The organism is Janthinobacterium aquaticum (assembly GCF_009208565.1).
Classification (GTDB): domain Bacteria; phylum Pseudomonadota; class Gammaproteobacteria; order Burkholderiales; family Burkholderiaceae_D; genus Janthinobacterium.
On the sequence record NZ_WFLK01000016.1, the window covers coordinates 11,563 to 36,933 of the forward strand.

Below are 25,371 nucleotides of genomic sequence, written 5' to 3' on the forward strand. Positions count from 1 at the left end.
GCATTGCCGCCTCCGTGAAGCCGCCGGACAGGGCCCGCTTTGCCCGACGTTTTTCCATGGCGCCTCGCGCCTGGCCACCTGACTTGACTTTGCGCTGCACTCTGGCGCGTTTTCCGGCCGGTTTATCCGGCTTTTGACCTTGAGCATAACTGATATGAAACACACTACATTTACCCTCGTGGGCGGCATGCTGCTGTCCGGCGTGTGCGGCGCCGCTGCCGCCCAGTCGAACGTGTCCGTCTACGGCATGGTTGACGCCGGCGTGGCCTATTCCAGCAATCAGAAGGGCAACTCCAACACCTATCTGCGCAGCGGCAGCAAGGATGGCGCGCGCCTGGGTTTCAAGGGCACGGAAGACCTGGGCAATGGCCTGAAGGCGCTGTTCCAGCTCGAAGCCGGTTTCAATCTCGATGACGGCACGGCAGCGCAAAGCGGCAGTCTGTTCAACCGCGCCGCCTTTGTCGGCCTGTCCGACAAGCGCCTGGGCACCCTGACGGCCGGCCGCCAGTACGCGCCGTACTTCACCTTCCTCAATCCGCTCGGCCCGGTGCCGGTGGTGACCGGCGCGACCGGCGCCCATCCCGGCGATATCGACGGTTTCGATATCACCGTGCGCAACAACAATTCGATCAAGTACATGTCGCCCGAGTGGCGTGGCGCCGCCTTCGGCCTGATGGTGGCATCGGGCGAGCAGGCCGGCCACCAGGGCAGCGGCAGCGCCATGAGCGCGGCGCTCAAGTATGACGTGGCCAACTGGCGCTACGCGCTGGGCTACCAGGTGCTGAAAAACGGTCCGCTGCAGGCTACCTGGGACCCGTCGTCGTCGAGCAGCTTCTCGAAGTCGCCGATCAATACCGGCTATCTGTCGGCGCGCGAAGTGCAATACCTGGCCGCTGCCGTCCACTACCAGCAAGGCGCGCTGGGCCTGGGCGGCTCGCTCAGTAACGTGCAATACCGCCCGAACGCGTCGTCGCGCTTTGCCGATACCGCCATCTTCAATACCGCTGCCGTGCGCAGCACCTGGCAGACCGGCACGCCGTGGCTGCTGGGCGCCGGCTACGCCTACACGCGCGCCACCAGCGCCAACGGCATCAGCGACCGCGCCAGCTACCGCCAGCTGTCGCTGATGCAGTCGTACTGGCTGTCCAAGCGCACGGTGATCTACATCCTGGAAGCAAACCAGAAGGCACGCGGCAAGACGCTGGCCTCGAACGGTGTCACGCAGATTGACGCGGTGGCCGTGGTCGGCGACTCGCAGGTGGGCACGCCGTCCTCGAACGGCAGTCAGAACGTGTTTACGGTCGGCCTGCGCCACTCGTTCTAAGCCGCTGCCGGCGCGGGCAGGGGCCTGCGCCGGCCACCACAGGAGAACAGGGAGAACAATATGGCTTTATCAAGACGTAAATTTTTACTCGGCGCGGCGGCCATTTCCGGCGCCTGGGTGACCTGGGGCAGCCAGGCGGCGTGGGGCGTTGCCGCTTCCGTGCCAGCATCTTCGCCGCTGACACCGCAGTTCATGCAGCTGTCGCAGCTGCTGGTCAATCACCGGCTCAACGCCGGTATCGGCGCGCGCATGGCGGCCTTTGCCGCTACCCAGTACCCGGACTGCGCCAGCATGATGACGCAGATCATCGCGCTGGCCGCCAGCAAGAAGGCCGCCGCGGTGGAAGACTTTTTTGCCGATATTCCCGAAGGCCCGCTGCAGGACTTCGCCCACTGGGTGATTCTGGCCTGGTACAGCGGCTCGTCGTCGCCGAAGAAAGACGCGCAGCTGTTCACGTTTGAAGAGGCGCTGACCTACAAGCTGTCAGCCGACGCCGTAGCGATTCCCTCGTACGGCTTCTCGGGGCCGAATATGTGGAGCCGTCCTATCGTGCCGCTTACGCCGATGCCGAGCTTTTAACCGACTTACAGAGTAAATCACTATGTCCAATACAACTAGCGCCGACGTCATTATCGTTGGCACCGGCGTGGTCGGCGTATCGATAGCCGAAACTCTGCTCGACGCCGGCCTGTCCGTGCTGATGCTTGAAGCAGGTCCGCGCGTGGCGCGCGCCGAGGTGGTGGAGAACTTTCGCAACCTGCCGCTGGCACTGAAGGGCGATCCCTCTTCATGCTACCCGCCTGCGCCCTGGGCGCCGCATCCGATGCCGTCGTCGGAAAAACCGGAAGACGCCTATCTGCAACTGAGCGGCCCGGACAAGTACGCGCAAACCTTTATCCGCTATGCCGGCGGCTCGACCTGGCACTGGGCCGGCACCTGCTGGCGCCTGACGCCGGAAGACATGCGTTTGAAAACGCTGTACGGCGTAGGCCGCGACTGGGCCATCGACTACAAGACGCTCGAACCGTATTACGCGCGCACCGAATATGCGCTGGGCATCTGCGGCCCGGCCGAGCCGGAGCTGCAATGGCCGCCGCAAAACGCCACGTCCATTGCGCGCTCGAAGCCGTACCCGATGCCGCCGCTGCCGTTCGGCCCTGGCGAGCAGCGCTTTACCGACGTCGTCAAGACGCTCGGCTACAGCAATATCCCGACCGCGCAGGCGCGCAACAGCGGCATGCCCTACGATGACCGCCCGGCCTGCTGCGCCAACAACAACTGCGTACCGGTCTGCCCGGTCGGCGCCAAGTACGACGCCGCCACCGCGCTGGCGCGCCTGGAAGCGAAAGGCGCCGTGATTACCGCCAATGCGGTGGTGTATCGCGTCGAGACCAACGCCGCCAACCGCGTCGAGGCGGTACAGTATTTTGACCAGCACAAGCAGAGCCACCGCATTACCGGCAAGCTGTTCGTGCTGGCCTGTAATGGCATCGAGACGGCCAAGCTGCTGCTGATGTCGGCCAGCCCGCGCAACCCGAACGGCCTGGCCAACAGTTCCGACCAGGTCGGACGCAACATGATGGATCACCCGCAGCTGACCATGACGCTGACCCTGGCCGAGCCGTTCTGGGCCGGCGTGGGGCCGGTGGTTAACAGCGGCATTATGGAAACCTCGCAGGGCGACTTCCGCTCCGAGCACGCGGGCGCCTATTTCCGCTTCAATAATTTTGCGCGCCACCGCTTTGTGACCTTCAATGCGCTGAAAAAAGGCCTGGTCGGCACGGCGCTGGACAGCGAAATTCGCCGCCTGACCGCCTGCACCGCCGACGTGGTGCTGGCGCACGAAGTGCTGCCCGACCCGAATAACCGCCTGACGCTGTCGGACAAGAAGGACTGGCTCGGCCTGCCCAAGCCGGCCATTCATTACGACGTGGGCGACTATACGCGCAGGGCGGCTGAAAAGTACTCGCTGCCGATCGGCAAGCGCATCGCCGCAGCGATGGGCGCGATCGACATGAAGATCAGCCCGAAATTCGCACAGAGCAAGCACATTATGGGCAGCACCATCATGGGCCTGGACCCACGCGACTCGGTGGTCGATACGGACTGCCGCGCGCATGACCATGAAAACCTGTTCCTGCCCGGCGGCAGCGCGATGGCCAGCACGGCCTGCGGCAACAGCACCATCACCATGGTATCGCTCAGCTTCAAGGCCGCCGATGCGATGGTGCGTCAACTGCGGGGGGCATAATGAAAGCACTGTTGAAAACCTTGCAGGCAGCCGCCTTGCTGTTGTCGCTGACCTCGCTGACCTCGCTGAACGCCATGGCGGCGCCGGCGCAATACCCTGCCGAACTGGTCGAGCGTGGCCGCTATCTGGCCACTGCCTCGGACTGCATGGCCTGCCATACGGCGCACAAGGGCCAGCCGATGGCCGGTGGCGTGGTGATGAGTTCCCCCGTGGGCAATATCATCAGCACCAATATCACGCCATCAAAAGAGCACGGCATTGGCAACTACACTTTGCAGCAGTTCAGCGATGCGCTGCGCAAGGGCATCCGCGCCGATGGCGCGCCGCTGTATCCGGCCATGCCCTACACGGCCTACGCCATCATGACGGACGACGACGTGCAGGCGCTGTATGCCTACTTTATGCAGGGCGTCACGCCGGTTGAAAAAGGTACGCCTGCCACCAGTCTGCCGTTCCCGATGAACGTGCGCACCTCGATGAAGGCGTGGAATGCGCTGTTCCTCGACGACCAGCCCCTGAAGCCCGAGCCGCAGCGCTCGAGCCAGTGGCTGCGCGGGCGCTATCTGGCCGAAGGTGCGGCCCACTGCAGCAGCTGCCATACACCGCGCGGCGCGCTGATGCAGGAAAAGCGCGATCTCTACCTCGGTGGCGCGCAAGTGGGCGCCTGGTATGCGCCGAACATCACTTCGCATCCGACGGCCGGCATCGGCAGCTGGACCGAGGCGGAACTTGTGCAGTACCTGCGTACCGGCCGCGTGCCTGGCAAGGCGCAGGCAGCGGGCAGCATGGCCGAAGCGATCAGCATGAGCTTTAGCAAGCTGCATGACGATGACCTCAAAGCGATTGCCGCCTATATCAAGGACGTGCCGGCGATTGCCACCGATGGTGGCCAGCCAGCAGAAGTGTCGCGCTTTGCCCAGGGCAAGCCTGGCAATGAGCTGGTGGCGCTGCGCGGCAAGGGCTATCAGGCCGGCATGCAGGGCCAGCAGGTGGGTGCGCAGCTCTATTCGGCCAACTGCGCTTCCTGCCATGGCTTTGATGCGCAAGGCACAAAGGACGGCTACTACCCGAGCCTGTTCCATAACTCGGCCAGCGTCAACACCAGCAACCTGCTGGCCACCATCCTGCTCGGTGTGGATCGGCATACGGCCGAAGGCCATGTGTTTATGCCGCCGTTCGGCAAGCAGGCCAATGCGCTTAACAGCCTCAATGATGAAGAAGTCGCGGCACTGGCCAACTATATCCAGGTCAGCTACGGCACCGGCGCTGCAAACGTCAAGCCGGCCGACGTGGCCGTGATTCGCCAGGGTGGGCCGCAGTCGCATCTGCCGCTGCTGGCGCAGTTGGGGATGGGGTTGGCGGTAGTGCTGCTGATAGGGCTGGCAGTGTTTCTTCGCAGGCGCCGCTGAGATCCGGAACGGTCGGTAGGTCGGATTAGGCCCTTCGGGCCGTAATCCGACAACACCGCGGACGCCAATCCCGCGGACGCCAACAATATTGTCGGATTACGCCGCTACGCGGCTAATCCGACCTACGTGAAATAACAAGGAAAAACCATGCAATGGTTCTATGATTTAAAAATAGCCAGGAAACTGATCCTGTCATTCAGCCTGGTGCTGCTGCTGTCCCTGCTGCTTGGTGGCTCGACCATCGTGGCGATGGGGCGCATGAATGCGGCGGCCAGCGAGCTGTCGGGGCAGTGGCTGCCGTCGATGCGCCATATTCTGGCGATGAAGTCGGCCGTCAATACTCAGCGCCGTTATGAAATGGAGCAGTTGCTGACCAGCGACCCTGAGCGCGCCACCAAGTTCGATGCGCTGGTCGAGCGCATGGTCAAGAAGGTTGACCGTCTGCAGGCCAAATACAAGGAGACCGTCATCAGCGACGAGGCGCGCCAGGACTATGCGCGCATGGTCGACCTGCGCGCTGCTTACGCCGTCGAGCGTACCAAAATGGTGGAACTGACCCGCAGCGGCAACAAGGAGCAGGCCATTAAGGTGGCCGAAGGCAAGGCTTTCGATATCATGGCGCAGCTGGCCGACGTGATGGACAAGATCGCCGATCGCACCGAAGCGATGGGCCGCGCTGCCGGCGATGCCGCCGAAGCGCAGTACCAGCAGGCACGCAACATCACGCTGGGCCTGCTGGCGGCCGATATCGTGATCGGCGTGCTGCTGGCCCTTTTTATTGCGCGCATGATCGCCGTGCCGCTGCAGCGTGCTGTCGAGGTGGCGCGCCAGGTGGCCGCCGGCGACCTGAGCGCTGACATACGCAATGACTCGCACGACGAAACCGGTCAGCTGATGGATGCGCTGGCGCATATGAACGCCAATCTGCAGCGCCTGGTGGGCCAGGTGCGCTCCAGTACCGACACCATCGCCACCGCCTCGACCGAGATTGCGGCCGGCAATGCCGACCTGTCCTCGCGCACCGAGCAGCAGGCCAGTTCGCTGGAAGAAACCGCTTCGTCGATGGAAGAGCTGACCTCGACCGTGCGCCAGAACGCCGACAATGCACGCCAGGCCAATACGCTGGCGCTGTCTGCCTCGCAGGTGGCGGTGCAGGGCGGTGCGGTGGTGGGCGAAGTGGTCGGCACCATGGCCTCGATCAATGCGTCGTCGAAAAAGATTGTCGACATTATTGCCGTGATCGACGGTATCTCCTTCCAGACCAATATCCTGGCACTGAATGCGGCAGTGGAAGCGGCGCGCGCCGGCGAGCAGGGCCGCGGCTTTGCCGTAGTGGCCAGTGAGGTGCGCAATCTGGCGCAGCGCTCCAGTGCTGCTGCCAAGGATATCAAGGAGCTGATCGGCGACTCGGTCGAGAAGGTCGAAGCAGGTACGCGCCTGGTCGACCAGGCTGGCGCCACCATGGACGATATTGTCTCGGGCATTGCCCGCGTGGCCGACATCATGAGCGAAATCACGGCGGCCAGCGCCGAGCAAAGCGCCGGCATCGAGCAGGTCAACCAGGCCATTACGCAGATGGACCAGGTGACGCAGCAGAACGCGGCGCTGGTCGAACAGGCCGCTGCCGCTGCCGAGGCCATGCAGGAGCAGGCCGCTGGCTTGAGCGAGATGATGGGCGTGTTCAAACTGCCAGGCACGCGCCTGGCAATCCGATAAAACAGGAGATCCCATGAAGTTGGAAAACAATGCGCGCCGGCGTGCCCTGAAGGCCCTGGGCCTGGGCGCGCTGGTGGTGGCCGGTGGCGCCGGCCAGCTGCTGCTGTCGCAGCAGGCCAGGGCCGGCCTGAAGGTGGGCGACCCGGCTGTCGATGATTTTATCAGCGTCTCGCAGCAGCTCAGCGGCCACCAGGCCGTCAACGTGGCGCTGGCGCAGGCGCTGTACCAGGCCTTTGCTGACACCACGCCGGACTTTGCCGCCAGTGTGGGCAAGCTCAAGGCAGCGCTGGCGCTCAATGCCCTGGCCGACGGCGGCAAGCTGGCGTTTGCAGAAGAGCAGAAAGGCGAGCAGGCACTGAGCGCCGCAATCTTGCAGGCCTGGTATCTGGGCACGGTCGGCAAGGGCAAGAAGGCGCGCTGCGTGACTTACACCGACGGCCTGTCGAACCTGCTGGTGGCTGGCAAGCTGGTGCCGCCAAGCTACTCCTATGGCCCTTGCGGCAGCTGGCAAGTGCGGCCCTGACTGAAATGAACTGAAGAAGACAATCATGAAAACACCTGACTCTGCCGATATCGTCGTGATCGGCGCCGGCATTTGTGGCTCCCTGCTGGCGCGCAAGCTGGCATTGGCCGGCAACAGCGTACTGATGCTCGAATCGGGCCCGCGCGTGGGCCGCGCCGAACTGGTCGAGCGCTATCGCCACTCGGCCTTCAAATCGGACTTTATGGCGCCGTATCCGTTCTCGGAGATGGCGCCCCATCCGGTATTTACGCCGGAGGCGAACAAATATATCGAGCAAACCGGCCCGCACGCGTTCCAGGCGCAATATATCCGCATGCTGGGCGGCACCAGCTGGCATTGGGCGGCGCAGATGTGGCGCTTTTTGCCCAGCGACTTCCGCACGCAAACCCAGTATGGCGTAGGCAAGGACTGGCCGATCAGCTATGACGAACTGGAACCGTACTATTACGAAGCCGAAGTGATTGCCGGCGTGGGCGGCTCGCCCGACACCGGCTCGCCGCGCGCCAAACCGTTTCCGATGGAGCGCGTGCCAGCCTCGTGGTACCAGCAGCGCATTACCGAGCGCCTGGCGCCCCAGTTCAAGGTCGAAGACGACTGCACGGCGCGCAACAGCCGCAGTTTCGACGGCCGCCCGGCCTGCTGCGGCAACAACAACTGCATGCCGGTTTGCCCGATCGACGCCCAGTACCATGGCGGCCTGTCAGCGGCAGCGGCCGAGCAGGCCGGCGTGACGATCCGCACCGAAGCGGTGGTGTACCGTTTCGAGCACGACGACAAGGGCGCCATCACGGCCGTCCACTACTACGACTGGAACAAGACCAGCCACCGCGTGACCGGCAAAACCTTTGTGCTCGCTGCCAACGCCATCGAGTCGGCCAAGCTGCTGCTGATGTCGAAGAGCGACCAGTTCCCCACCGGGCTGGCCAACCGCAGCGACCAGGTCGGGCGCAACCTGTGCGACCATCCGGCCATCGGCGTGACGTTCGACATGGACGAGCCGGTCTGGCCGGGCCGCGGTCCTGTCAGCCCCTGTTCGATCGGCCAGTTCCGCGACGGCGAATTCCGCCGCGAGCATGCGCCGTTCCGCATCGATATCTCGAACGCCTCGCAGGTCGCGTCGGTCACCAAGGAAGTGATCCAGGCTGGCTATTACGGCGCAAAAATGGAAGAAATCATTATGGAGCGCGCTGCGCGCCGCGTCAGCATCAAGAACGCGCTTGAACAATTGCCCGACCCGGACAACCGCGTGACCCTGTCGGCCAAGAAGGACGCGCTGGGCCTGCCCACGCCCAGCATCTACTGGAATATGGACGAGTACGTCATCAAGGGCACAGCCGCCACGCGCCAGCGCTACGATGAAATTGCCGCCCAGCTGGGCGCGACCAATATCAAGCACAGCAAGGAGGGCGCTTTCAGCAACCGCCAGCATATTACCGGCACGCTCTCGATGGGCAAGGATGCTGCCAGCAGTGTGACCGACGAATACGGCCGCGCCCACGACCACCCGAACCTGTTTATGGCCGGCACCGGCGTGATGCCGACCGTCGGCACGGCGAACGTTACCCTGACGGCCGTGGCGCTGGCCCTGCGTACCGCCGACAAGATTCTTGCGGAGGCCCGCCATGCATAAATTATTGAAAACTGCATTTGCTGCACTGCTGCTGGCCAGCGCCGGCGTCACAGCGCAGGCCGCCCCGGCAGCGTCGGCCGAGCAGATCGCGCGCGGCAAGGCCCTGGCTATCGCCGGCGACTGCATGGCCTGCCATACGCAGACCGGCAAGCCGCAGTACAGCGGCGGCCATGCCATAGCCAGCCCGCTGGGCGCGATCTACGCGACCAATATCACGCCGTCCGTCAAGGCCGGCATCGGCAGCTACACCTTGCAGCAGTTCAGCGATGCCGTGCGGCTGGGCAAGCGTGCTGACGGCGCCCATCTGTATCCGGCCATGCCTTATACGGCGTATGCCAAATTGAACCAGGAAGACGTGGCGGCGCTGTATGCCTACTTTATGCACGGCGTGGTGCCTGATGATACCCCGTCGCGCGAAACGCGCCTGCCGTTCCCGTTCAATCTGCGCTTCTCGATGGCGCTGTGGAACGCGCTGTATCTGGACGACAAGCCTTACCAGAGCGACCCGGCCCGATCAGTCGAATGGAACCGCGGCGCCTATCTGGTGCAGGGCCTGGCCCACTGCAGCACCTGCCATACGCCGCGCAATGCGCTGATGGCGGAAAAAACCGGCATCGAGCACTTCCTGCGCGGCAGTTCGCTCGGCACCTGGTATGCGCCTGATATCAGTCAGGACCCGGCAAGCGGCATTGGTAGCTGGGACCAGCAGGCCATTGTGTCCTATCTGATGAGCGGCCACGCACCGAATGGCGCCACGGCTGGCGGTCCGATGCTTGAAGCGATCGACAAGAGCTTTTCACAGATGCCGGTACAGGACGTGCAGGCCATGGCGACCTATCTGCGCACGCTGCCCGGTGGTAATGGCCAGACGGCTGGCAGGCCGGCTGTGTCGGCACCTGTGGCCCCGGTCAGCGGCAGCGATATCGCCGAGATGGCCGGCCAGCTGAAACCGGGCCAGCAGCTGTACCGCAACAACTGCGCCGCCTGTCACCAGAATAATGGTGACGGCATGCGCGGCCTGCCGGCGCTGCGCAACCATCCGATGCTGCATTACCCGAATGGCGACAACCTGGCCATGGCGGTGATGGAAGGCGTCTGGCCAGAACATGGCCAGGGCATGCCCGGTTTTGCGCATGAACTGAGCGATGTGCAGGTGGCCGATATCAGCAACTATGTGCTCAGCGAATTTGGCGCCAGCAAGGTGCGTATCGACGCGGCGCGCGTCAAGGCGCTGCGCCAGGGCGGCGAGCCGCCTGTCATGCTGGCGCTGGCGCGTGTCGGCATGGCTGCGGTCGTGATCGTGCTGCTGGCGCTGCTGGCGTGGCTTGTGGTGCGCCGCCGCAAAGTGGATTGATTGATAAGTTTGTCGTCAGTGACGCAAGCGCCTGCTATCAGCAGGCGCTTTTTTTTCATCAATCTGCTTGAGAAATCAGGCGAAATGAAAGGTTTTCCAGGCAAAATTGGCAATTGGATGAAAGAATCGCCGCCCCGCATTACACAAATCTGACAAGGACAGTCTAAAATACGTGGTGGGCTAAGGAAGGCGTTAGCGCCAATGCAAGCCGTCTGGCGCAAAGTGAGTCACTTTGTGTCCGGACTGAACCAAGGGACTAAATCAAGTTATCCACCAAGCATCACCGTAGACAAGGGAATCAACATGGCAACACAAAAATCCAGAATCATCTATACATTGACGGACGAAGCGCCGATGCTGGCGACGTATTCCCTGCTGCCTATTATCAAAAAATTCACGGCGCCTGCTGGCGTCGACGTCGTTTCCAGCGACATTTCGGTTGCAGCGCGCGTGCTGGCCGAGTTTCCCGAATACCTGGCGGATGAACAGAAGGTACCCAACACCCTGGCCGAACTGGGCGCACTGACCCAGAACGCCGACACCAACATCATCAAGCTGCCGAACATCAGCGCTTCCGTCTCGCAACTGACCGCGTGCATCCGCGAACTGCAAGGCCAGGGCTACAAGCTGCCGGACTACCCGGAAGACGCAAAAACCGACGAAGCCAAGGCCCTGAAGGCACGCTATGGCAAATGCATCGGCAGCGCCGTCAATCCGGTCCTGCGCGAAGGCAACTCGGATCGCCGCGCACCGAAAGCAGTCAAAGAATACGCACGCAAGCACCCGCATTCGATGGGCGAGTGGAGCCAGGCTTCGCGCACCCACGTGTCGCACATGCACGCCGGTGACTTCTACCACGGTGAAAAATCGCTGACTCTGGACGCCGCGCGCGACGTCAAGATGGAACTGGTCACCAAGTCGGGCAAGACCATCGTCCTGAAACCGAAGGTTGCGCTGCAAGCTGGCGAAATCATCGACAGCATGTTCATGAGCAAAAAAGCGCTGCTCGAATTCTACGAAAAAGAAATCGACGACGCCTACAAAACGGGCGTGCTGTTCTCGCTGCACGTGAAAGCGACCATGATGAAGGTGTCGCACCCGATCGTGTTCGGTCACTGCGTGCGCATTTTCTACAAGGACGCGTTTGCCAAGCACGCCGCCGTATTCGACCAGTTGGGCGTGAACGTCAACAACGGCATGGTCAACCTGTATGAAAAAATCGAAACGCTGCCAGCTTCGCAGCGCGATGAAATCATCAAGGACCTGCACGCCTGCCACGAACACCGTCCGGAACTGGCGATGGTCGATTCGGCCAAGGGCATTACCAACTTCCATTCGCCAAACGACATTATCGTTGACGCATCGATGCCAGCCATGATCCGCATCGGCGGCAAAATGTGGGGCGCCGACGGCCGTCCGAAAGACGCCAAGGCCGTGATGCCGGAATCGACCTTTGCCCGCATTTACCAGGAAATGATCAATTTCTGCAAATGGCATGGCAACTTCGATCCGAAGACCATGGGCACCGTGCCGAACGTGGGCCTGATGGCGCAGCAAGCCGAAGAATACGGCTCGCACGACAAGACCTTTGAAGTGTCGGAAGCCGGTACCGCCAACATCACCGATATCGCCACCGGCGAAGTGCTGCTGTCGCAAGAAGTGGAAGAGGGCGATATCTGGCGCATGTGCCAGGTCAAGGACGCACCGATCCGCGACTGGGTCAAGCTGGCCGTCACCCGTGCACGCAACTCGGGCATGCCTGCCGTATTCTGGCTCGACCCGTACCGTCCGCACGAGAACGAAGTGATCAAGAAGGTCCAGGTATATCTGAAGGATCATGACACCAAGGGTCTCGATATCCAGATCATGTCGCAAGTACGCGCCATGCGCTACACGCTCGAGCGCGTCGCGCGCGGCCTGGACACCATCTCGGTGACCGGCAATATCCTGCGCGACTACCTGACCGATCTGTTCCCGATCCTGGAACTGGGCACCTCGGCCAAGATGCTGTCGATCGTGCCGCTGATGGCCGGTGGCGGCATGTACGAGACAGGCGCCGGCGGTTCGGCTCCGAAGCACGTCAAGCAGCTGGTCGAAGAAAACCACCTGCGCTGGGATTCGCTGGGCGAGTTCCTGGCGCTGGCCGTGTCGCTGGAAGACATGGGCATCAAGACCGGCAATGAAAAAGCCAAGATCCTGGCCAAGACGCTCGATGAAGCCACCGGCAAGCTGCTCGACAATAACAAGTCGCCATCGCCGCGTACCGGTGAGCTCGACAACCGTGGCAGCCACTTCTACCTGGCCCTGTACTGGGCGCAGGCACTGGCCGCGCAGAACGACGACGCCGAACTGAAAGCCCATTTCACGCCGCTGGCCAAGGCCCTGAGCGAAAATGAGTCGAAGATCGTTGAAGAACTGCTGGCAGCACAAGGTGCAGCAGCCGATATCGGCGGCTACTACCTGCCGGACGTTGCCAAGACCGATGCCGTGATGCGTCCTAGCGCCAGCCTGAACGCTGCGCTCGATACCATCTGATCGGATCCAAATGTGCCGGCGCCATGCCGGCACCATGAAAAAAGGCTTGCGACTGATCGCAAGCCTTTTTTTTACGGCGAACTGTTTACCTGACTTAGTATCCTGCCTGGCTCAGTATCGCCTGCAGCTTTTCCAGTGAAATCGGCTTGACGCAGTGCTGGTCAAATCCGGCCTCGCGCGCCTTGCGCAGGTCGTCGGCCTGGCCATAGCCGGTCAGCGCCACCAGCGTATGGCGCCTGCCGCCCAGTTGCTGTTTCAACCGGCGCGCCAGTTCGTAGCCATCCATTTCCGGCAGGCCGATATCGAGCAGATAGACCTCGGCTGCCACGTCGGCTGCGATCAGCAAGGCGTCGCGCGGATGGTAGCAGACCCTCACTTGATGGCCTAGCAATTGCAGCATTTCTGCCAGTGTATCGGCGCCATCGCGGTTGTCGTCCACTACCACGATGTTCAGGCCCGACTGGCAGGCAGGCGCTGTTGCCGTTGCAGGCAGAGGAAGGCATGGCGGCGCGACCGGCGCCCGCAACAGCCGGCGCTGCAGCAGTACCTCGAACTGGGCACCGTGCCCGAGGCCCTGGCTGCGCGCCTGCAGCGTGCCGCCATGCAGTTCCACCAGCTGGCGTGCCAGCGCCAGGCCGACGCCCAGGCCGCCTTCAGAGCGGTCGGCCGAGCGCTTGGCCTGGGTGAACAGCTCGAATACGCGCTTGAGCATGGCCGCTTCGATGCCGATGCCGTTATCGCTGACGCATATCGATACCTGCTGGCCGACCAGCGTCAGGTCGAGCGCGATACGTCCGCCAGCGCGTGTGTAGCGGGCGGCATTGTTGAGCAGATTGGCCACCACCTGCACCAGCCGGTTACGGTCGCCAAACACCGGTGCATTCTCTTCGGGCAGCGACAGCACTACCTGATGGGATTTGGCATGGATCAGCGGTGAAATCTGCTCAAACGCGTCGCGCACCACCTCCTTCATGTCCACTTCGCTCTCGGCCAGCACCACGGCGCCCGTGGCCAGGCGCGACACGTCGAGCAGGCTGTCGACCAGGCCCGTGATATGGCCGACCTGGCGTTCCAGGATCAGGCCGGTTTTTTTGACCTGTTCAGGCGTGACGCCATCGCGCAGCAGCATGCTGGCGCCCATGCGGATCGGCGCGAGCGGATTGCGCAGTTCATGGCCCAGCATGGCCAGGAATTCATCCTTGGCCTGGTTGGCCTGGTTGCGTTCATGCGCAATTTTTGCCGCCTGGATGGCGGTGGCAGCCAGCGAGGTGGCGGCGCGCAGGATGGCCAGTTCGGTGGTGGATGGAAAACCGGGGCGATCCGAGCCGAACCACACCGTGCCCTGCAAAGTGCTGACGCCCATTTCCATGCGCGAAATCTGCATGTCGCCGATCGGCGTGGGACTCAACAAGTCATCCGGGCGTCCCACATTGACCGTCCTGGACCAGCCGCTGGTGCTGTGCTGCCAGACCAGGCACGCTTCCTGGTTCAAGGGGACACCGGCCACGCGCGCCGTCACCGTGGGCTGTTCGCCATCAAGCAGGCGCGCCTGGGCGTAGGCGAAGCGGATCGGCACCAGCCGTTCGACTGCGCTCAGCATCTGCTCCATCACCGTCGCGCCATCGCGGCCCTGCCACAGCGCCGACAGGGACAGCAGGCCCAGCAGGTCACGCATGCCGCGTTCCGCTTCCAGGCTGGCCGCAGGGCAGGCCGGCTTGTCAGACTCAGGCAGCAGCACGGGCGCGCAGTTCCTTGAGCATTTCATGCGATGGCGTGTAGAACGGGTTTTCCTGCACCACGCCGCCGATCAGCGTCAGGGGATGGGTGCGCAGCAAATCCATCATCATGGCGCCGGACAGTTTGGCGATATCGTAGACGCATACCGCCGGCTGGCGGTTGCGCGACAGCACATCATTGACTTCCGCCTCGTATTCCAGGATGGCAGAGGCGCCGGGAATCTTGTCGAAGACCCAGGCCATGTCGCCCATGATGCGTATGCGGCTGTAGCCAGCGTCGAGACCGGCACCGGTCATATGGTCGACCGCGTCAAGCATGCGCTGCTTGCTGAAGCTGCCCGTTTCATCGAGGTAAGCCTGTTCCCAGCGCAATACTTCAAGCTGGCCGCACGCTTCGCAATGCGCTGTATCGATGCCGGCAGACTCCAGGCGCGAGCGGTGATCGCTCAGCATGGCAGGATTGACGACGTGCAGGTTTTTTTCGCCCTGATCGATGCCTTCCTTGTAATACGGCCCCAGTACGGCGTATTCCTCATCGCGGCTATTGAAAAAGGCACAGATATGAAAGTAGTCAAGTTCTGTGCCTGCGAGTGAAAGTCGGTTCATGCCGTGCTCCTGGATGCGCAGCGGAATGCCGGGCGGTTCCGCATTATAGGCGCTTTGGGAAACGATTACTTACATGAAATGAAAATGATAAAAATATTATTAGTTACAAAAGCTGCGTGATAGTGTAGATCAACAGGCCCGCCAGGCCGCCCACCACCGTGCCGTTGATGCGGATAAACTGCAAATCGCGGCCGATCGCCAGTTCGATGCGATCACTCATCTGTTCGCGGGTCCAGCGCGCCAGCTGCGCTTCGATAAAGTCGCCCACCTCGCCCCGGTAGCGGCGCACCAGGCTGCTGCTGCCTTTCACGATGGCGCCGTTAAGCCAGTCGCGCGCTTTGGCGTCGTCGGCCAGCACCTTGCCGGTGTTTTCCGCCAGGCGTGCAATGGTCGCGGCCAGCGCCGGCTGCTCGCTGTTCAAATCGGCCAGCAGGCGGGCGCTGGCGGTATCCCATAATTCGCCCAGCATGGTTTGCACCTTGTCGCTGGCCAGCGCCTGCAATTGGTAGTGGCGCACCGTAGCCTGCCAGTGTTCATCGGCCTTCAGATGCAGCGCGCTGTCGGCGATCCAGCCGGCGATTTTTTCGCGCATGGGATGCTGGCGGTCGATGCCGATGGCCACCGTATAGTCCAGCAAAGAGGCAATCATGCGCGGCTGGTAGGCTTTCAGCGCACGACGCAACAAAGCGTTGTCGATCTTGAAGGCGCCCAGCGCAAAGTCGCCGATCGTATCGTGATGGCTTTCGTCTTCCAGATAAGCGGCGCATTTGTCGAGCAGGAAGTCGAGCATATCATCCGGCTTGCCGTCGGCAATCAGGGCGTCGAGGCTATCGGCCGCCACGCTCGACAGATTGAGTTCACCGAGATAGCTGGTGGCTTTCTCCTGCACCAGGCGGCGCATCTGTTCATGATCGAGCATGCCCAGCAACTGGCGCAGCACGCCGGCCGACGACTGCCCCAGCTGCTTTGCATGGTCCGGCTGGCGCAGCCAGTTGCCGAGCAGCTGGGCCGGGTCGGCCTGGGCAATGCGTTCGGCCACGCCCTGTTCGGTAATAAAGTGGTTTTCAACAAAGGCGCCCAGACTGCGGCCGATCTGGTCCTTGCTGTTGGGAATAATGGCGGTATGCCAGATAGGGATGCCCAGCGGATGCCGAAACAGCGCCACTACCGCAAACCAGTCGGCAATCGCGCCCACCATGGCCGCTTCGGCAAACGCCTCCAGATAGCCCCAGGCCGGGTGGCTCGCGCGCTGCGTATGGGCCAGCACGAACAGCAGCGCGGCAACGAGCAGCAGGCCGGCGGCAATCGCTTGCATGGTGCGCAGGCGCGCACGCTGCAGCTGGTCTGCGCTCTGGTCGAGCTGTTTGATCAGTTTGGGGAAGGGATGCATGGCAGCTTTCGGAATCGGTACCCTGCCATCTTAACTGCTTGCGGCGACAACACGTGTCGCAACAGCGTGCCCAGGTGTTGCCTCGGATTAGAGAACTCGGGGTCAGTTCCGCCAATCCGACACAGCCTCATCTTTATGGTGATGAATAGGCGCGTGCTACAGCTCAGCTTGTGTCCAGATGGCGGAACTGACCCCGCTTTTTGCCAGTTTGCGTTATTTTGTATGCAACAGCGAACGCTTGCGCGCGTAGCCGAAATACACGCCCAGACCCAGCACCAGCCAGATGCCGAAGAACAGCCAGGTGTGCCAGCTCAGAAAGCTCATCAGCGCCACGCAGAAGATGACGGCCAGCGCCGGCACTACCGGCACGGCCGGGCAGCGGAAGGCGCGTGGCAGGTCGGGGCGCTTCTTGCGCAGCACCACTACCGCCACCGACACCATGGTAAAGGCCGCCAGCGTGCCGATATTGATCAGTTCAGCGAGGATGTTGAGCGGTATCACGGCGGCGATCAGGCCGAACACGATGCCGACCAGCCAGGTGGCAAAGAAGGGCGTCTGGAAGCGCGGATGCACGCTCGACAGGCGGCGCGGCAGCAGGCCGTCGCGCGACATGGCAAAGATGATGCGGGTCTGGCCAAACGCCATTACCAGGATCACGGTGGTCATGCCGAGCACGGCGCCCAGGTTGACGAAGCCGGCGATCCAGTCTTCACCGGCGTATTGCAGCGCCAGCGAAACCGGATGGTCGACACCGAGAAATTTCTGGTACGGCACGATGCCGGTCATGATGGCCGACACCACCACGTATAGCACGGCGCACACGGCCAGCGAGCCGATAATGCCGATCGGCAGGTCGCGCGACGGCTTCTTGACTTCTTCTGCCGCCGAGGTCACGGCGTCAAAGCCGATAAAGGCAAAGAACACCAGCGCGGCCGCGCTCATCACGCCATTCATGCCGAACGGCATATACGGCTGCCAGTTGGCTGGCTGTACATGGCGCGCGCCGAAGATAATAAACAGCAGCACCACGCCGATCTTGACGGCGACCATGATGTTGTTCAGGCGCGCCGATTCGCGCACGCCCCAGCCCAGCATGGCCGTCAGGATCAGCATAATGGCCAGCGCTGGCAGGTTCATGATGGTGGTCACGCCGGGCAGGGCGCCGGGCGCGGCCGTCAGCGCGACCGGCAGATCCAGGCCGAAACCGGACAAAAAGGACTGGAAGTAGCCAGACCAGCCGACCGACACGGCGGCGGCCGCCAGCCCGTATTCGAGCAGCAGGTCCCAGCCGATCATCCAGGCCGCCAGCTCGCCCAGCGTGGCATAGCTGTAGGTATAGATCGAGCCGGCTACCGGCACGGTCGAGGCAAATTCGGCGTAGCACAGCGCGGCAAAGCAGCAGGCCACGGCGGCAATCACGAACGATAGCGACAGCGCCGGGCCGGCCGTCAGCGCACCGGTGCCGGTCAGCACGAAAATACCGGTGCCAACGATGGCGCCGATGCCCATCAGTACCAGATCGAACGGCCCCAGCACCTTGGCCAGACCGCCCGGCTTCTTGCTGTGGGCGATCATCTCATCCAGATTCTTGGTTCTTAATAAGCTCACTATTACTCCTGAGGGGTTTGTTATCGTGTCGCCTCTGCCGCCTGTCAGACGGCGCGACGCAGCCAGATTCTAGCGCAGGCCGGCGAGATTGCTGCAGCAATTGTGTGAACAGGGGCGCAGCTTCAAGTTTCCCACTGAAACTTCACCGTCACCGCCTTGTTGACAAGCGACGGCGGGTGCTGCCTGTCATGCGTGAAGCCGACCGACAGCGTGCGGCCATGGCGCCACAGGTGGCGGTACAGCAGCGAGCGGTGGGCCTGTTTGTCGGCCCACGGCGCCAGGCCACTCACGCCGTCATCGCGGCGCGCCGCCCGGGTGTTTTGCGCCAGCAGGCGCAGCGAGTCGCGCGCACTCAGGTGCAGCATGGCCAGCGAGCGCCAGCCGGTGTCGGCAAAGGCCGGCTGGCTCAGCGTGCCTTGCACCCAGGCGCGGTTGACTCGCTGATCAAGCTCGACCGACCAGCCGCGCGCCAGCGCAAAGCGCATGCCGGTCTCGACGGTGACGTTGCCGCCACGTCCGACGCGGTCGGCGTCGACGTCAAGCTGGCGCCCCAGCGTGGCCTCGGCGTTGAATTTGGACAGCCACGGCAGTGGCGACGAGGCAAAGCCGAAGTGCAGCGCCGGCGTGTTGTGCAGCCGGCCGTCGCGGTGGGCGCGCTGCTGGTCGAAGCCCAGCTTGCTCCAGAAGTCGAGCTGGCGCGGGCCGCGGAACCACAGGCCCGGCTGCAGCCTGCGCTCGACCACCTGCCCGCCGGCTTGATTAGCGCTATGGTCGCTGACAGTGCGCATTTCATGCAGACCCAGTTGCGCCTCAACCTCGTACAGCTCCAGCGCCAGCGGCCCGATGGCCGGGTGGCGCGCTCCGAGGCGCCGGTTCAGATTGCCGGTGATCTTCACGACGCCCGTCTGCGGCACGAAGCCATTGTCGTTGACAAAGCCGCCGCTGCTCGCCTCGACCAGCACATCGTTCCACCAGATATCGCTGATATGCGTGAATTTACCGGAGCCGTACAGGCCGCGCCGCAACGCGCTGCGTTTTGCCGGCGCTTCGTCGGAAAATCCTGCGCTGGTATTCGACTGCATCAGTAGCCAGCTGGCCTGCTGGCCGTCGCCGCGCCACTGGCCGTCGAAGCCCAGTACGTTGTTGGCGCCGGCGCGGCCATAGCCGCGCTGCGAGGCAAAGGCGCCCAGCAAGAGGCCATCGCGATGCCAGCGCGCGCGCAGCAGGCTGGCCAGTGTGCGGCCGGTCTGCTCGAAGCTGGCCGTTTCATAAGGGCCTCCGCGCAGCACCACGCCGCCTGGCTGGTCGCGCAGGCTCATGCCGGTGGCGTCGAGCGTGGCGGCACGCCAGGTGGCGCGCAGGCCCCATTCGGGATCGGCCACGGTACGCGAATAAAAGCCGGCCAGCGGCAGCGCCAGCACGTCGGCGCTTTCCAGGAAGAAGCCGCGCTTTTCCGGCAGGCTGAGCGCAATGCGGCTGGCGCCGTTCGAGGTCGGCTCGTCGATTTCAACCTGCGAGTAGTCGGGGTTGATGGTGGCGTTGAGCACCCAGTCGGCGCGCGGACGCGCATTGATGTCCAGCCCCAGGCTGGCCTGGCGCGCGCGCCGCCGGTCGCTGTCGCTACGCTCGTCGTTAGCGCGCAGCGTCAGCTCGGGACGCAGCTCGATAAAGCGCCGGTCGCGCACGCTTTCGACCGTGTCGCCCATGTCGCCTATGGGCTGCAGCGCAGCGATATGGCTGAGGTCACCGGTCTTTAGCGGTGTGCTGGTCAGCAGCATGCCGCCCGCATGCGGCACACTGCGCTCGATCATCACGCGCCATGGCTTGCCGTCGCTGTAGGGAAAGCGCAGGCTGGCCAGCGGCCAGCGCACTTCCATGCTGTAGCCGTCGGGCAGCAGGCGCACGGCCGCCTCGATCGGGAAATCCGGCCCCAGGTCGGACTCGTCTTCGTCGGCGCGGTAGATGCCGTCGGTCAGCACGCCGGCCGTATTGACGCGCACGAACTGCGCCGCGCGGCCATGGCCGCTGGGGTCGAGCCAGATGCCGATAAAGTCCTGGTCCATCGCCACCTTGTCGCGCCGCGCCAGCAGCCCCTGGCGCTTTTCCGGCGACAAATCCCAGGCGCGGATGCCGAACACCAGCGCGCCGTCCTCGATCAGCAGCTGCACCGTGGTGCGCAAGGCGGGCGGTGCATCGCGGCCGTTCTCGGGCAGGTATTCGTAAAAAGTATCGTGGACGGGCGCATCGCGCCACAGCGATTCGTCGAGCGCACCGTCGATCAGCAGCGCGGTGCTGGTGCCGGTCAGCCGGGCCTGCAGGGCGGGCAGGGTGGGCGCGCTAAGCACACTGGGCACATCGGGCACGCTTGCTTCGCAAGTCGCGGCGGCGCCGGACAGCAGCAGGGTGCGCAGCCAGTGGCGGCTGCGTTGAACGGGTTTAACAGGGCGGCAAGTCAGTGGCACGGGCAATCTGCATCCTTCAAATAGTCAGGTGCAGCTGCGGCCATGTTGCCGGCAATGCTGCGCGCGCTAGTGTATGCGAAGCGATGCCGGATTGACAGCAAATCCGTTACAGCGGCCAGGGCTGCTTGCTGACCGCCACCATAATGATATAGGCGTACACCAGCAGCGCCGCCACAAAGGCGGTCGCCCGCACGGCCAGGGTCTTGCCGCGCTTGATGGCGATGGTGCCCAGCACGATATAGGCGACCAGCGCGACCAGCTTGGCGACCAGCCACGGCTGGCTACCTGGCGACTGGCCGCTCCAGACGGCCAGCGTGATGGCGCTGACCAGCAGGGCCGTATCGACCAGGTGCGGCAGGATCCTGACCCAGCGCTGCTGCAGCGCGCTCGACGCACGCAGCATCCACAGGCCGCGCAGCAGAAACAGCGCACCGCTGGCTGCCGCGCAGCCCATATGGAAGTGTTTGAGAGCCAGGTAATCCATGCCGTGCCTTGTTTTGGTGAGAGGCGCCAGCATAGCCGCCTTTGGCCGTTTTCACCATCCCTGGCGTCAAGGCACAGCGCAACTAGTCACTTCTATCTAGTCGCCTATCCAGATTGCCTTGCCAAAACCACCCTGTGGCCGATAGTGCCGGAGGTGCGCGCCACGTAAGCTGGTCGGGACGGCTGGCCAACTGGCCGGTGCATTCATGGAGAGTCATCGTGGCTACCTTAAACAGTAATAAAAATAATATTCCTATCAACGACGCCAGCCTGGGACGCAAGCAGTTTTCGGTGCTGGCCAGCAGTACCTTTGCCTTTACCATCTGCTTTGCCATCTGGATGATGTTTGCAGTGCTGGGCATCCCCATCAAGGCCAGCCTGGGGCTGTCCGAAACACAATTTGGCTTGCTGGCGGCCATGCCGGTGCTGACCGGTTCGCTGGTGCGCGTGCCGCTCGGTATCTGGACCGACAAATACGGCGGACGACGCGTGTTCTTCCTGCTGATGTTGGCCAGCGTGCTGCCGATCTACCTGATCGCCTACGCTACCGCCTACTGGCACTTCCTGTTGCTGGGCATGTTTGTCGGCCTGGCCGGCGGCTCGTTCTCGGTTGGCACGCCGTATGTGGCGCGCTGGTATGGCAAGGAGCGCAAGGGTCTGGCGATGGGCATTTTCGGCGCCGGCAATTCCGGCTCGGCCCTGACCAAGTTTGTCGCCCCGGGTATCGTAGCCGCCTTTGGCTGGCAGATGCTGCCCAAGGTGTATGCGGTGGCCATGCTGGCCACGGCCATTATTTTCTGGCTGTTTTCCTATACCGACAAGTCGCATCTGGCGCCGTCTGGCGAAAGCTTCACGGCGCAGATGAAGGTGCTGAAAGACCCGCGCGTGTGGCGCTACTGCCAGTACTACTCGGTGGTATTCGGTGGCTATGTGGCGCTGGCGCTGTGGATGACCAAATACTACGTGGCCGAATACGGCTTCGACCTCAAGCACGCCGCCTTGCTGGCTGCCTGCTTCTCGCTGCCAGGCGGTGTATTGCGCGCGATGGGCGGCTGGATCTCGGACAAATACGGCGCCGCCAGGGTGACCTGGGCCGTGATGTGGGTGTGCTGGGTGTGCTTTTTCCTGCTGTCGTATCCGCAAACGCAGATGGTGATCGAGACGGTAAGCGGCCCGCTGGCTTTCCATGTCGGCCTGTCGCCGTTGTGGTTCACCGTCCTGCTGTTCGTGGTCGGCATTGCCATGGCAGTGGGCAAGGCCTCGGTTTTCAAATTTATCGGCGACGACTTTTCCGACAATATCGGCGCCGTCTCGGGCGTGGTCGGCCTGGCCGGTGGCCTGGGCGGCTTTGTGCTGCCGGTGCTGTTCGGCGCGCTGGTTGACCTGACCGGTGTGCGCTCGTCGGCTTTCATGCTGTTGTACGGCACCGTCTGCGTGTCGCTGATCTGGATGCATTTCTCGTTCAAGCCGTCCAAGCTCGGCAAGGGCGCAACTCTTAAAACTCAACAACCTGCAGGAGCAACATCATGAGCCGTTATCTGATCAACACATGGGAGCCGGAAACCCCGACTTTCTGGCAACAGACCGGCAAGGCCACCGCCGGGCGCAATCTGTGGATCTCCATACCTGCGCTGCTGCTGGCCTTTGCCGTCTGGATGGTATGGAGCGTGGTGGTGGTCAACCTGCCCAATATCGGCTTTACCTACAGCACCAACCAACTGTTCTGGCTGACCGCCTTGCCGGGCCTGTCCGGCGCCACGCTACGCATTTTTTATTCGTTCATGGTGCCGATCTTCGGTGGGCGCCGCTGGACCGCCATTTCCACCGGTTCGCTGCTGATTCCCGCCATCGGCATCGGCTTTGCCGTGCAGGATGTCAATACCGGCTACCCGACCATGCTGATCCTGGCGCTGCTGTGCGGCTTTGGCGGCGGCAATTTCGCCTCGTCGATGGCCAATATTAGTTTCTTCTATCCCAAGTCGAGCAAGGGTTTTGCGCTGGGCATGAACGCCGGCCTGGGCAACCTGGGCGTGTCGGTGGTGCAGTTCGTGGTGCCGCTGGTGATCACCATGGCCATTTTCGGTGCGTGGGGCGGCGACTCGCTGACCTGGACCAAGGCTGGCGCCACCAAACAGATGTGGCTGCAAAACGCCGGCTTTATCTGGGTGCCGTTTATTGCGTTGTCGACCCTGCTGGCCTGGTTCGGCATGAATGACCTGGCCTCGGCCAAGGCCTCGTTTTCTGAGCAGGCGGTGATCTTCAAGCGCAAGCACAACTGGCTGATGTGCTGGCTCTATACCGGTACCTTTGGCTCGTTTATCGGCTATTCGGCCGCATTTCCGCTGCTGATCAAGATCCAGTTCCCCACCGTCAGCCCGCTCGACTACGCGTTTCTCGGCCCGCTGGTCGGCGCGCTGGCGCGCGTGGCCGGTGGCGTAATCGCCGACAAGCTCGGTGGCGCGCGCGTCACGTTCTGGTCGTTCTGGCTGATGATCGCCGCCGTGCTGGGCGTGCTGCAGTTTATGCCGCAGGGCGGCGTCGAAGGTAATTTCACCGGTTTTTTCTGGATGTTCATGCTGCTGTTTGCCGGCACCGGCATCGGTAATGCCTCGACCTTCCGCATGATCCCCGTGATTTTCCTGACCGAGCGCCAGCGCGCAGCCGCCGGCAAGTCCAAGGCCGAGCAGGAGCAAGCCATTGTCGACGCCAACAAGGAAGGCGCCGCCGTGCTGGGCTTTACTTCGGCCGTGGCAGCCTACGGCGCCTTCTTTATCCCGAAAAGCTATGGCACCTCGATTGCCCTCACCGGCAGCCCGGACGCAGCGCTGTGGTGCTTTATCGGCTTTTATGTGAGCTGCATTGCGATCACGTGGTGGTGCTATGCACGCAAAAACGCGGCGATGCCTTGCTGAAGTGTGATGATGATGGAAGAACTGGAAAAATTCCTCAACGGTTTCAGCCTGTTCCAGCAGCAGTATTTTGGCGAGCCGCAGACGCTGTATGACAGCCTGCGCGATGGCCAGCATCCGAGCACGCTGCTGATCGGCTGCTGCGATTCACGGGTCGACCCGATGCTGCTGACCGGCAGCGACCCGGGCGACATGTTCGTGGTGCGCAATATCGCCAACCTAGTGCCGCCCTGTACGCCCGGTGCGCCGCCCGGCGTCAGTTCGGCCATCGAGTTTGCCGTCTGCAAGCTCAAGGTGGCGCGTGTGATCGTGCTCGGTCATGCGCGCTGCGGCGGCATCCGGGCGTTAATGGAGCCGCAGCCGCGCCCGCAAGACCAGGAGACCGACTTTGTCGGCCAGTGGATGCGCATTGCCGAACCGGTGGCGCAGCGCGTGCGGCGCGACCTGGGCCACCGTTCGCCACGCGAGCAGCACCATGCCTGTGAGCTGGCCAGCATCTTGCAGTCGCTCGACAACCTGCTGACCTACCCGTGGCTAAAACGGCGGGTAGAGCAGGGCGCGCTCAAGCTGCACGGCTGGTATTTCGACATCGACACCGGCGCCCTGATGGCCTACTCACCGCGCCAGCAGCAGTTCCTGCCGCTGGTGTGCCCGATCGAGCGGGCGCGCCATCTGCATCAGCGGCCGTGGAAGGATGGGTGACCATCCGCTCGCAAAACGTAGGTCGGATTAGGCCATGCGGGCCGTAATCCGACAACATTGTTGGCCTTGACCGAGGTGGTGTCGGATTACGCCGCTTCGCGGCTAATCCGACCTACTGTTTTGGCGTCAGTCGCGTAACCCGACATGGTCAGCCAAACCTCAGCAACTCCCCATCCCGGTCAAACGCCAGCAAATGGCCGATGCTGCCTTGTTCGATGGCGGTAACCATGGCGCGCAGTGGCGCTTCGCAGTCTTTCGATGCGGGCGCCTGGCCGGCGCTGCCGCCCAGCGCACCGACAAAGACCACGTCCCAGTGGGTCTGCATCTGTTTTGATTCTTCCACCAGCTGTTCGAAACTGCCCAGTTCCTCGGGCAGCTTGTCGGCGCACATTACGGGTGACAGCGATTTGCCCTGGCCGTCCGGCTGGGGCTGCGCCTGGGTGAAGGTGAACAGCAATCGCTGCGGCTGGTCCTGCTGGCGGGCGCGTTCAAGCAGGCTGGCGTAATCGGTAATGCTCATGGTGTTTCCTTGTGGCTGATGAAGGCTGACAGGTATACCGCAGCAGGCCCGGCGCGCCCATAGGCAATAGTGACTAGCCGCCTATGCACTCCTGGTGGCCGAAACCGACTTCTTGCCAATACCGCCGCGCAGGTCCACTCGATAGACTGAATATATCGACGCAAGAGCCATCGCGCTGGTTGCGTTGCTTCTTGAGTATCAATGACCTGGCGC

At 62.9% G+C, this 25,371-nt stretch carries 19 protein-coding genes; 12 read left to right on the top strand and 7 right to left on the bottom strand.

Annotated features, from left to right (window positions below; translation table 11 throughout):
* Positions 1-154 precede the first annotated feature (154 nt).
* The 9 genes from GCM43_RS21905 (at position 155) to GCM43_RS21945 (ending at position 12,742) form a co-directional block, all read left to right on the top strand.
* On the top strand, positions 155-1,324 hold the full coding sequence (locus tag GCM43_RS21905; RefSeq protein ID WP_152248017.1) for a porin: 1,170 nt from the start codon (positions 155-157) through the stop codon (positions 1,322-1,324).
* A 60-nt stretch (positions 1,325-1,384) separates the two neighbouring features.
* Entirely contained in the window at positions 1,385-1,903 is a 519-nt protein-coding gene (locus GCM43_RS21910; protein WP_152248018.1) for a sugar dehydrogenase complex small subunit, read from the top strand.
* Between the two features lie 22 nt (positions 1,904-1,925).
* On the top strand, positions 1,926-3,575 hold the full coding sequence (locus GCM43_RS21915; protein WP_152248019.1) for a GMC family oxidoreductase: 1,650 nt from the start codon (positions 1,926-1,928) through the stop codon (positions 3,573-3,575).
* Complete coding sequence (locus GCM43_RS21920) at positions 3,575-4,984, top strand: cytochrome c (protein ID WP_152248020.1); 1,410 nt, start codon at positions 3,575-3,577, stop codon at positions 4,982-4,984. The genes GCM43_RS21915 and GCM43_RS21920 overlap by 1 nt, the downstream gene beginning before the upstream one ends.
* 147 nt (positions 4,985-5,131) lie before the next feature.
* Entirely contained in the window at positions 5,132-6,700 is a 1,569-nt protein-coding gene (locus GCM43_RS21925; RefSeq protein ID WP_152248021.1) for a methyl-accepting chemotaxis protein, read from the top strand.
* 13 nt (positions 6,701-6,713) lie between these two features.
* Complete coding sequence (locus GCM43_RS21930) at positions 6,714-7,223, top strand: sugar dehydrogenase complex small subunit (protein ID WP_152248022.1); 510 nt, start codon at positions 6,714-6,716, stop codon at positions 7,221-7,223.
* Positions 7,224-7,248: 25 nt separating this feature from the next.
* The gene (locus GCM43_RS21935; RefSeq protein WP_152248023.1) at positions 7,249-8,853 is read left to right on the top strand and encodes a GMC family oxidoreductase; all 1,605 of its coding nucleotides are present in this window, start codon (positions 7,249-7,251) and stop codon (positions 8,851-8,853) included.
* Positions 8,846-10,207 carry a cytochrome c gene (locus GCM43_RS21940; RefSeq protein WP_152248024.1) on the top strand — a complete coding sequence of 454 codons (1,362 nt, stop codon included), beginning with the start codon at positions 8,846-8,848 and terminating at the stop codon, positions 10,205-10,207. Before GCM43_RS21935 ends, GCM43_RS21940 begins: the two co-directional genes overlap by 8 nt.
* Before the next feature lie 303 nt (positions 10,208-10,510).
* Positions 10,511-12,742: an NADP-dependent isocitrate dehydrogenase gene (locus GCM43_RS21945; protein ID WP_152248025.1), complete on the top strand. Its 2,232-nt coding sequence runs from the start codon at positions 10,511-10,513 to the stop codon at positions 12,740-12,742.
* A 94-nt stretch (positions 12,743-12,836) separates the two neighbouring features.
* Here the strand turns inward: GCM43_RS21945 and GCM43_RS21950 are convergent, their stop codons facing one another.
* The 6 genes from GCM43_RS21950 to GCM43_RS21975 form a co-directional block, all read right to left on the bottom strand.
* Positions 12,837-14,480 carry a hybrid sensor histidine kinase/response regulator gene (locus GCM43_RS21950; protein ID WP_193315700.1) on the bottom strand — a complete coding sequence of 548 codons (1,644 nt, stop codon included), beginning with the start codon at positions 14,478-14,480 and terminating at the stop codon, positions 12,837-12,839.
* Positions 14,467-15,084 carry an MEDS domain-containing protein gene (locus GCM43_RS21955; protein ID WP_152248027.1) on the bottom strand — a complete coding sequence of 206 codons (618 nt, stop codon included), beginning with the start codon at positions 15,082-15,084 and terminating at the stop codon, positions 14,467-14,469. The genes GCM43_RS21950 and GCM43_RS21955 overlap by 14 nt, the downstream gene beginning before the upstream one ends.
* A 103-nt stretch (positions 15,085-15,187) precedes the next feature.
* The gene (locus GCM43_RS21960; protein WP_152248028.1) at positions 15,188-16,474 is read right to left on the bottom strand and encodes a DUF445 domain-containing protein; all 1,287 of its coding nucleotides are present in this window, start codon (positions 16,472-16,474) and stop codon (positions 15,188-15,190) included.
* A 213-nt stretch (positions 16,475-16,687) separates the two neighbouring features.
* Positions 16,688-18,082 carry an amino acid permease gene (locus tag GCM43_RS21965; RefSeq protein ID WP_319636968.1) on the bottom strand — a complete coding sequence of 465 codons (1,395 nt, stop codon included), beginning with the start codon at positions 18,080-18,082 and terminating at the stop codon, positions 16,688-16,690.
* 122 nt (positions 18,083-18,204) lie between these two features.
* Positions 18,205-20,544 (bottom strand): DOMON domain-containing protein, encoded by a 2,340-nt coding sequence (locus GCM43_RS21970; protein ID WP_193315701.1) that lies wholly within the window; start codon positions 20,542-20,544, stop codon positions 18,205-18,207.
* 106 nt (positions 20,545-20,650) lie between these two features.
* Positions 20,651-21,028, bottom strand: coding sequence for a SirB2 family protein (locus GCM43_RS21975; protein WP_152248029.1), 378 nt, complete (start codon positions 21,026-21,028; stop codon positions 20,651-20,653).
* Between the two features lie 269 nt (positions 21,029-21,297).
* Here GCM43_RS21975 and GCM43_RS21980 point away from each other — a divergent pair, with 269 nt between their 5' ends.
* From GCM43_RS21980 to GCM43_RS21990, 3 genes are read left to right on the top strand one after another with little or no spacing between them, the layout of a single operon-like run.
* Positions 21,298-22,557, top strand: coding sequence for an MFS transporter (locus GCM43_RS21980; protein ID WP_152248146.1), 1,260 nt, complete (start codon positions 21,298-21,300; stop codon positions 22,555-22,557).
* Positions 22,554-23,939 (top strand): NarK family nitrate/nitrite MFS transporter, encoded by a 1,386-nt coding sequence (locus GCM43_RS21985; RefSeq protein ID WP_152248030.1) that lies wholly within the window; start codon positions 22,554-22,556, stop codon positions 23,937-23,939. The genes GCM43_RS21980 and GCM43_RS21985 overlap by 4 nt, the downstream gene beginning before the upstream one ends.
* A 12-nt stretch (positions 23,940-23,951) precedes the next feature.
* Positions 23,952-24,638, top strand: coding sequence for a carbonic anhydrase (locus GCM43_RS21990; RefSeq protein WP_152248147.1), 687 nt, complete (start codon positions 23,952-23,954; stop codon positions 24,636-24,638).
* Between the two features lie 148 nt (positions 24,639-24,786).
* Here GCM43_RS21990 and GCM43_RS21995 read toward each other — a convergent pair whose 3' ends face one another.
* Positions 24,787-25,158 (bottom strand): ribonucleotide reductase subunit alpha, encoded by a 372-nt coding sequence (locus GCM43_RS21995; RefSeq protein ID WP_152248031.1) that lies wholly within the window; start codon positions 25,156-25,158, stop codon positions 24,787-24,789.
* Positions 25,159-25,371 lie beyond the last annotated feature (213 nt).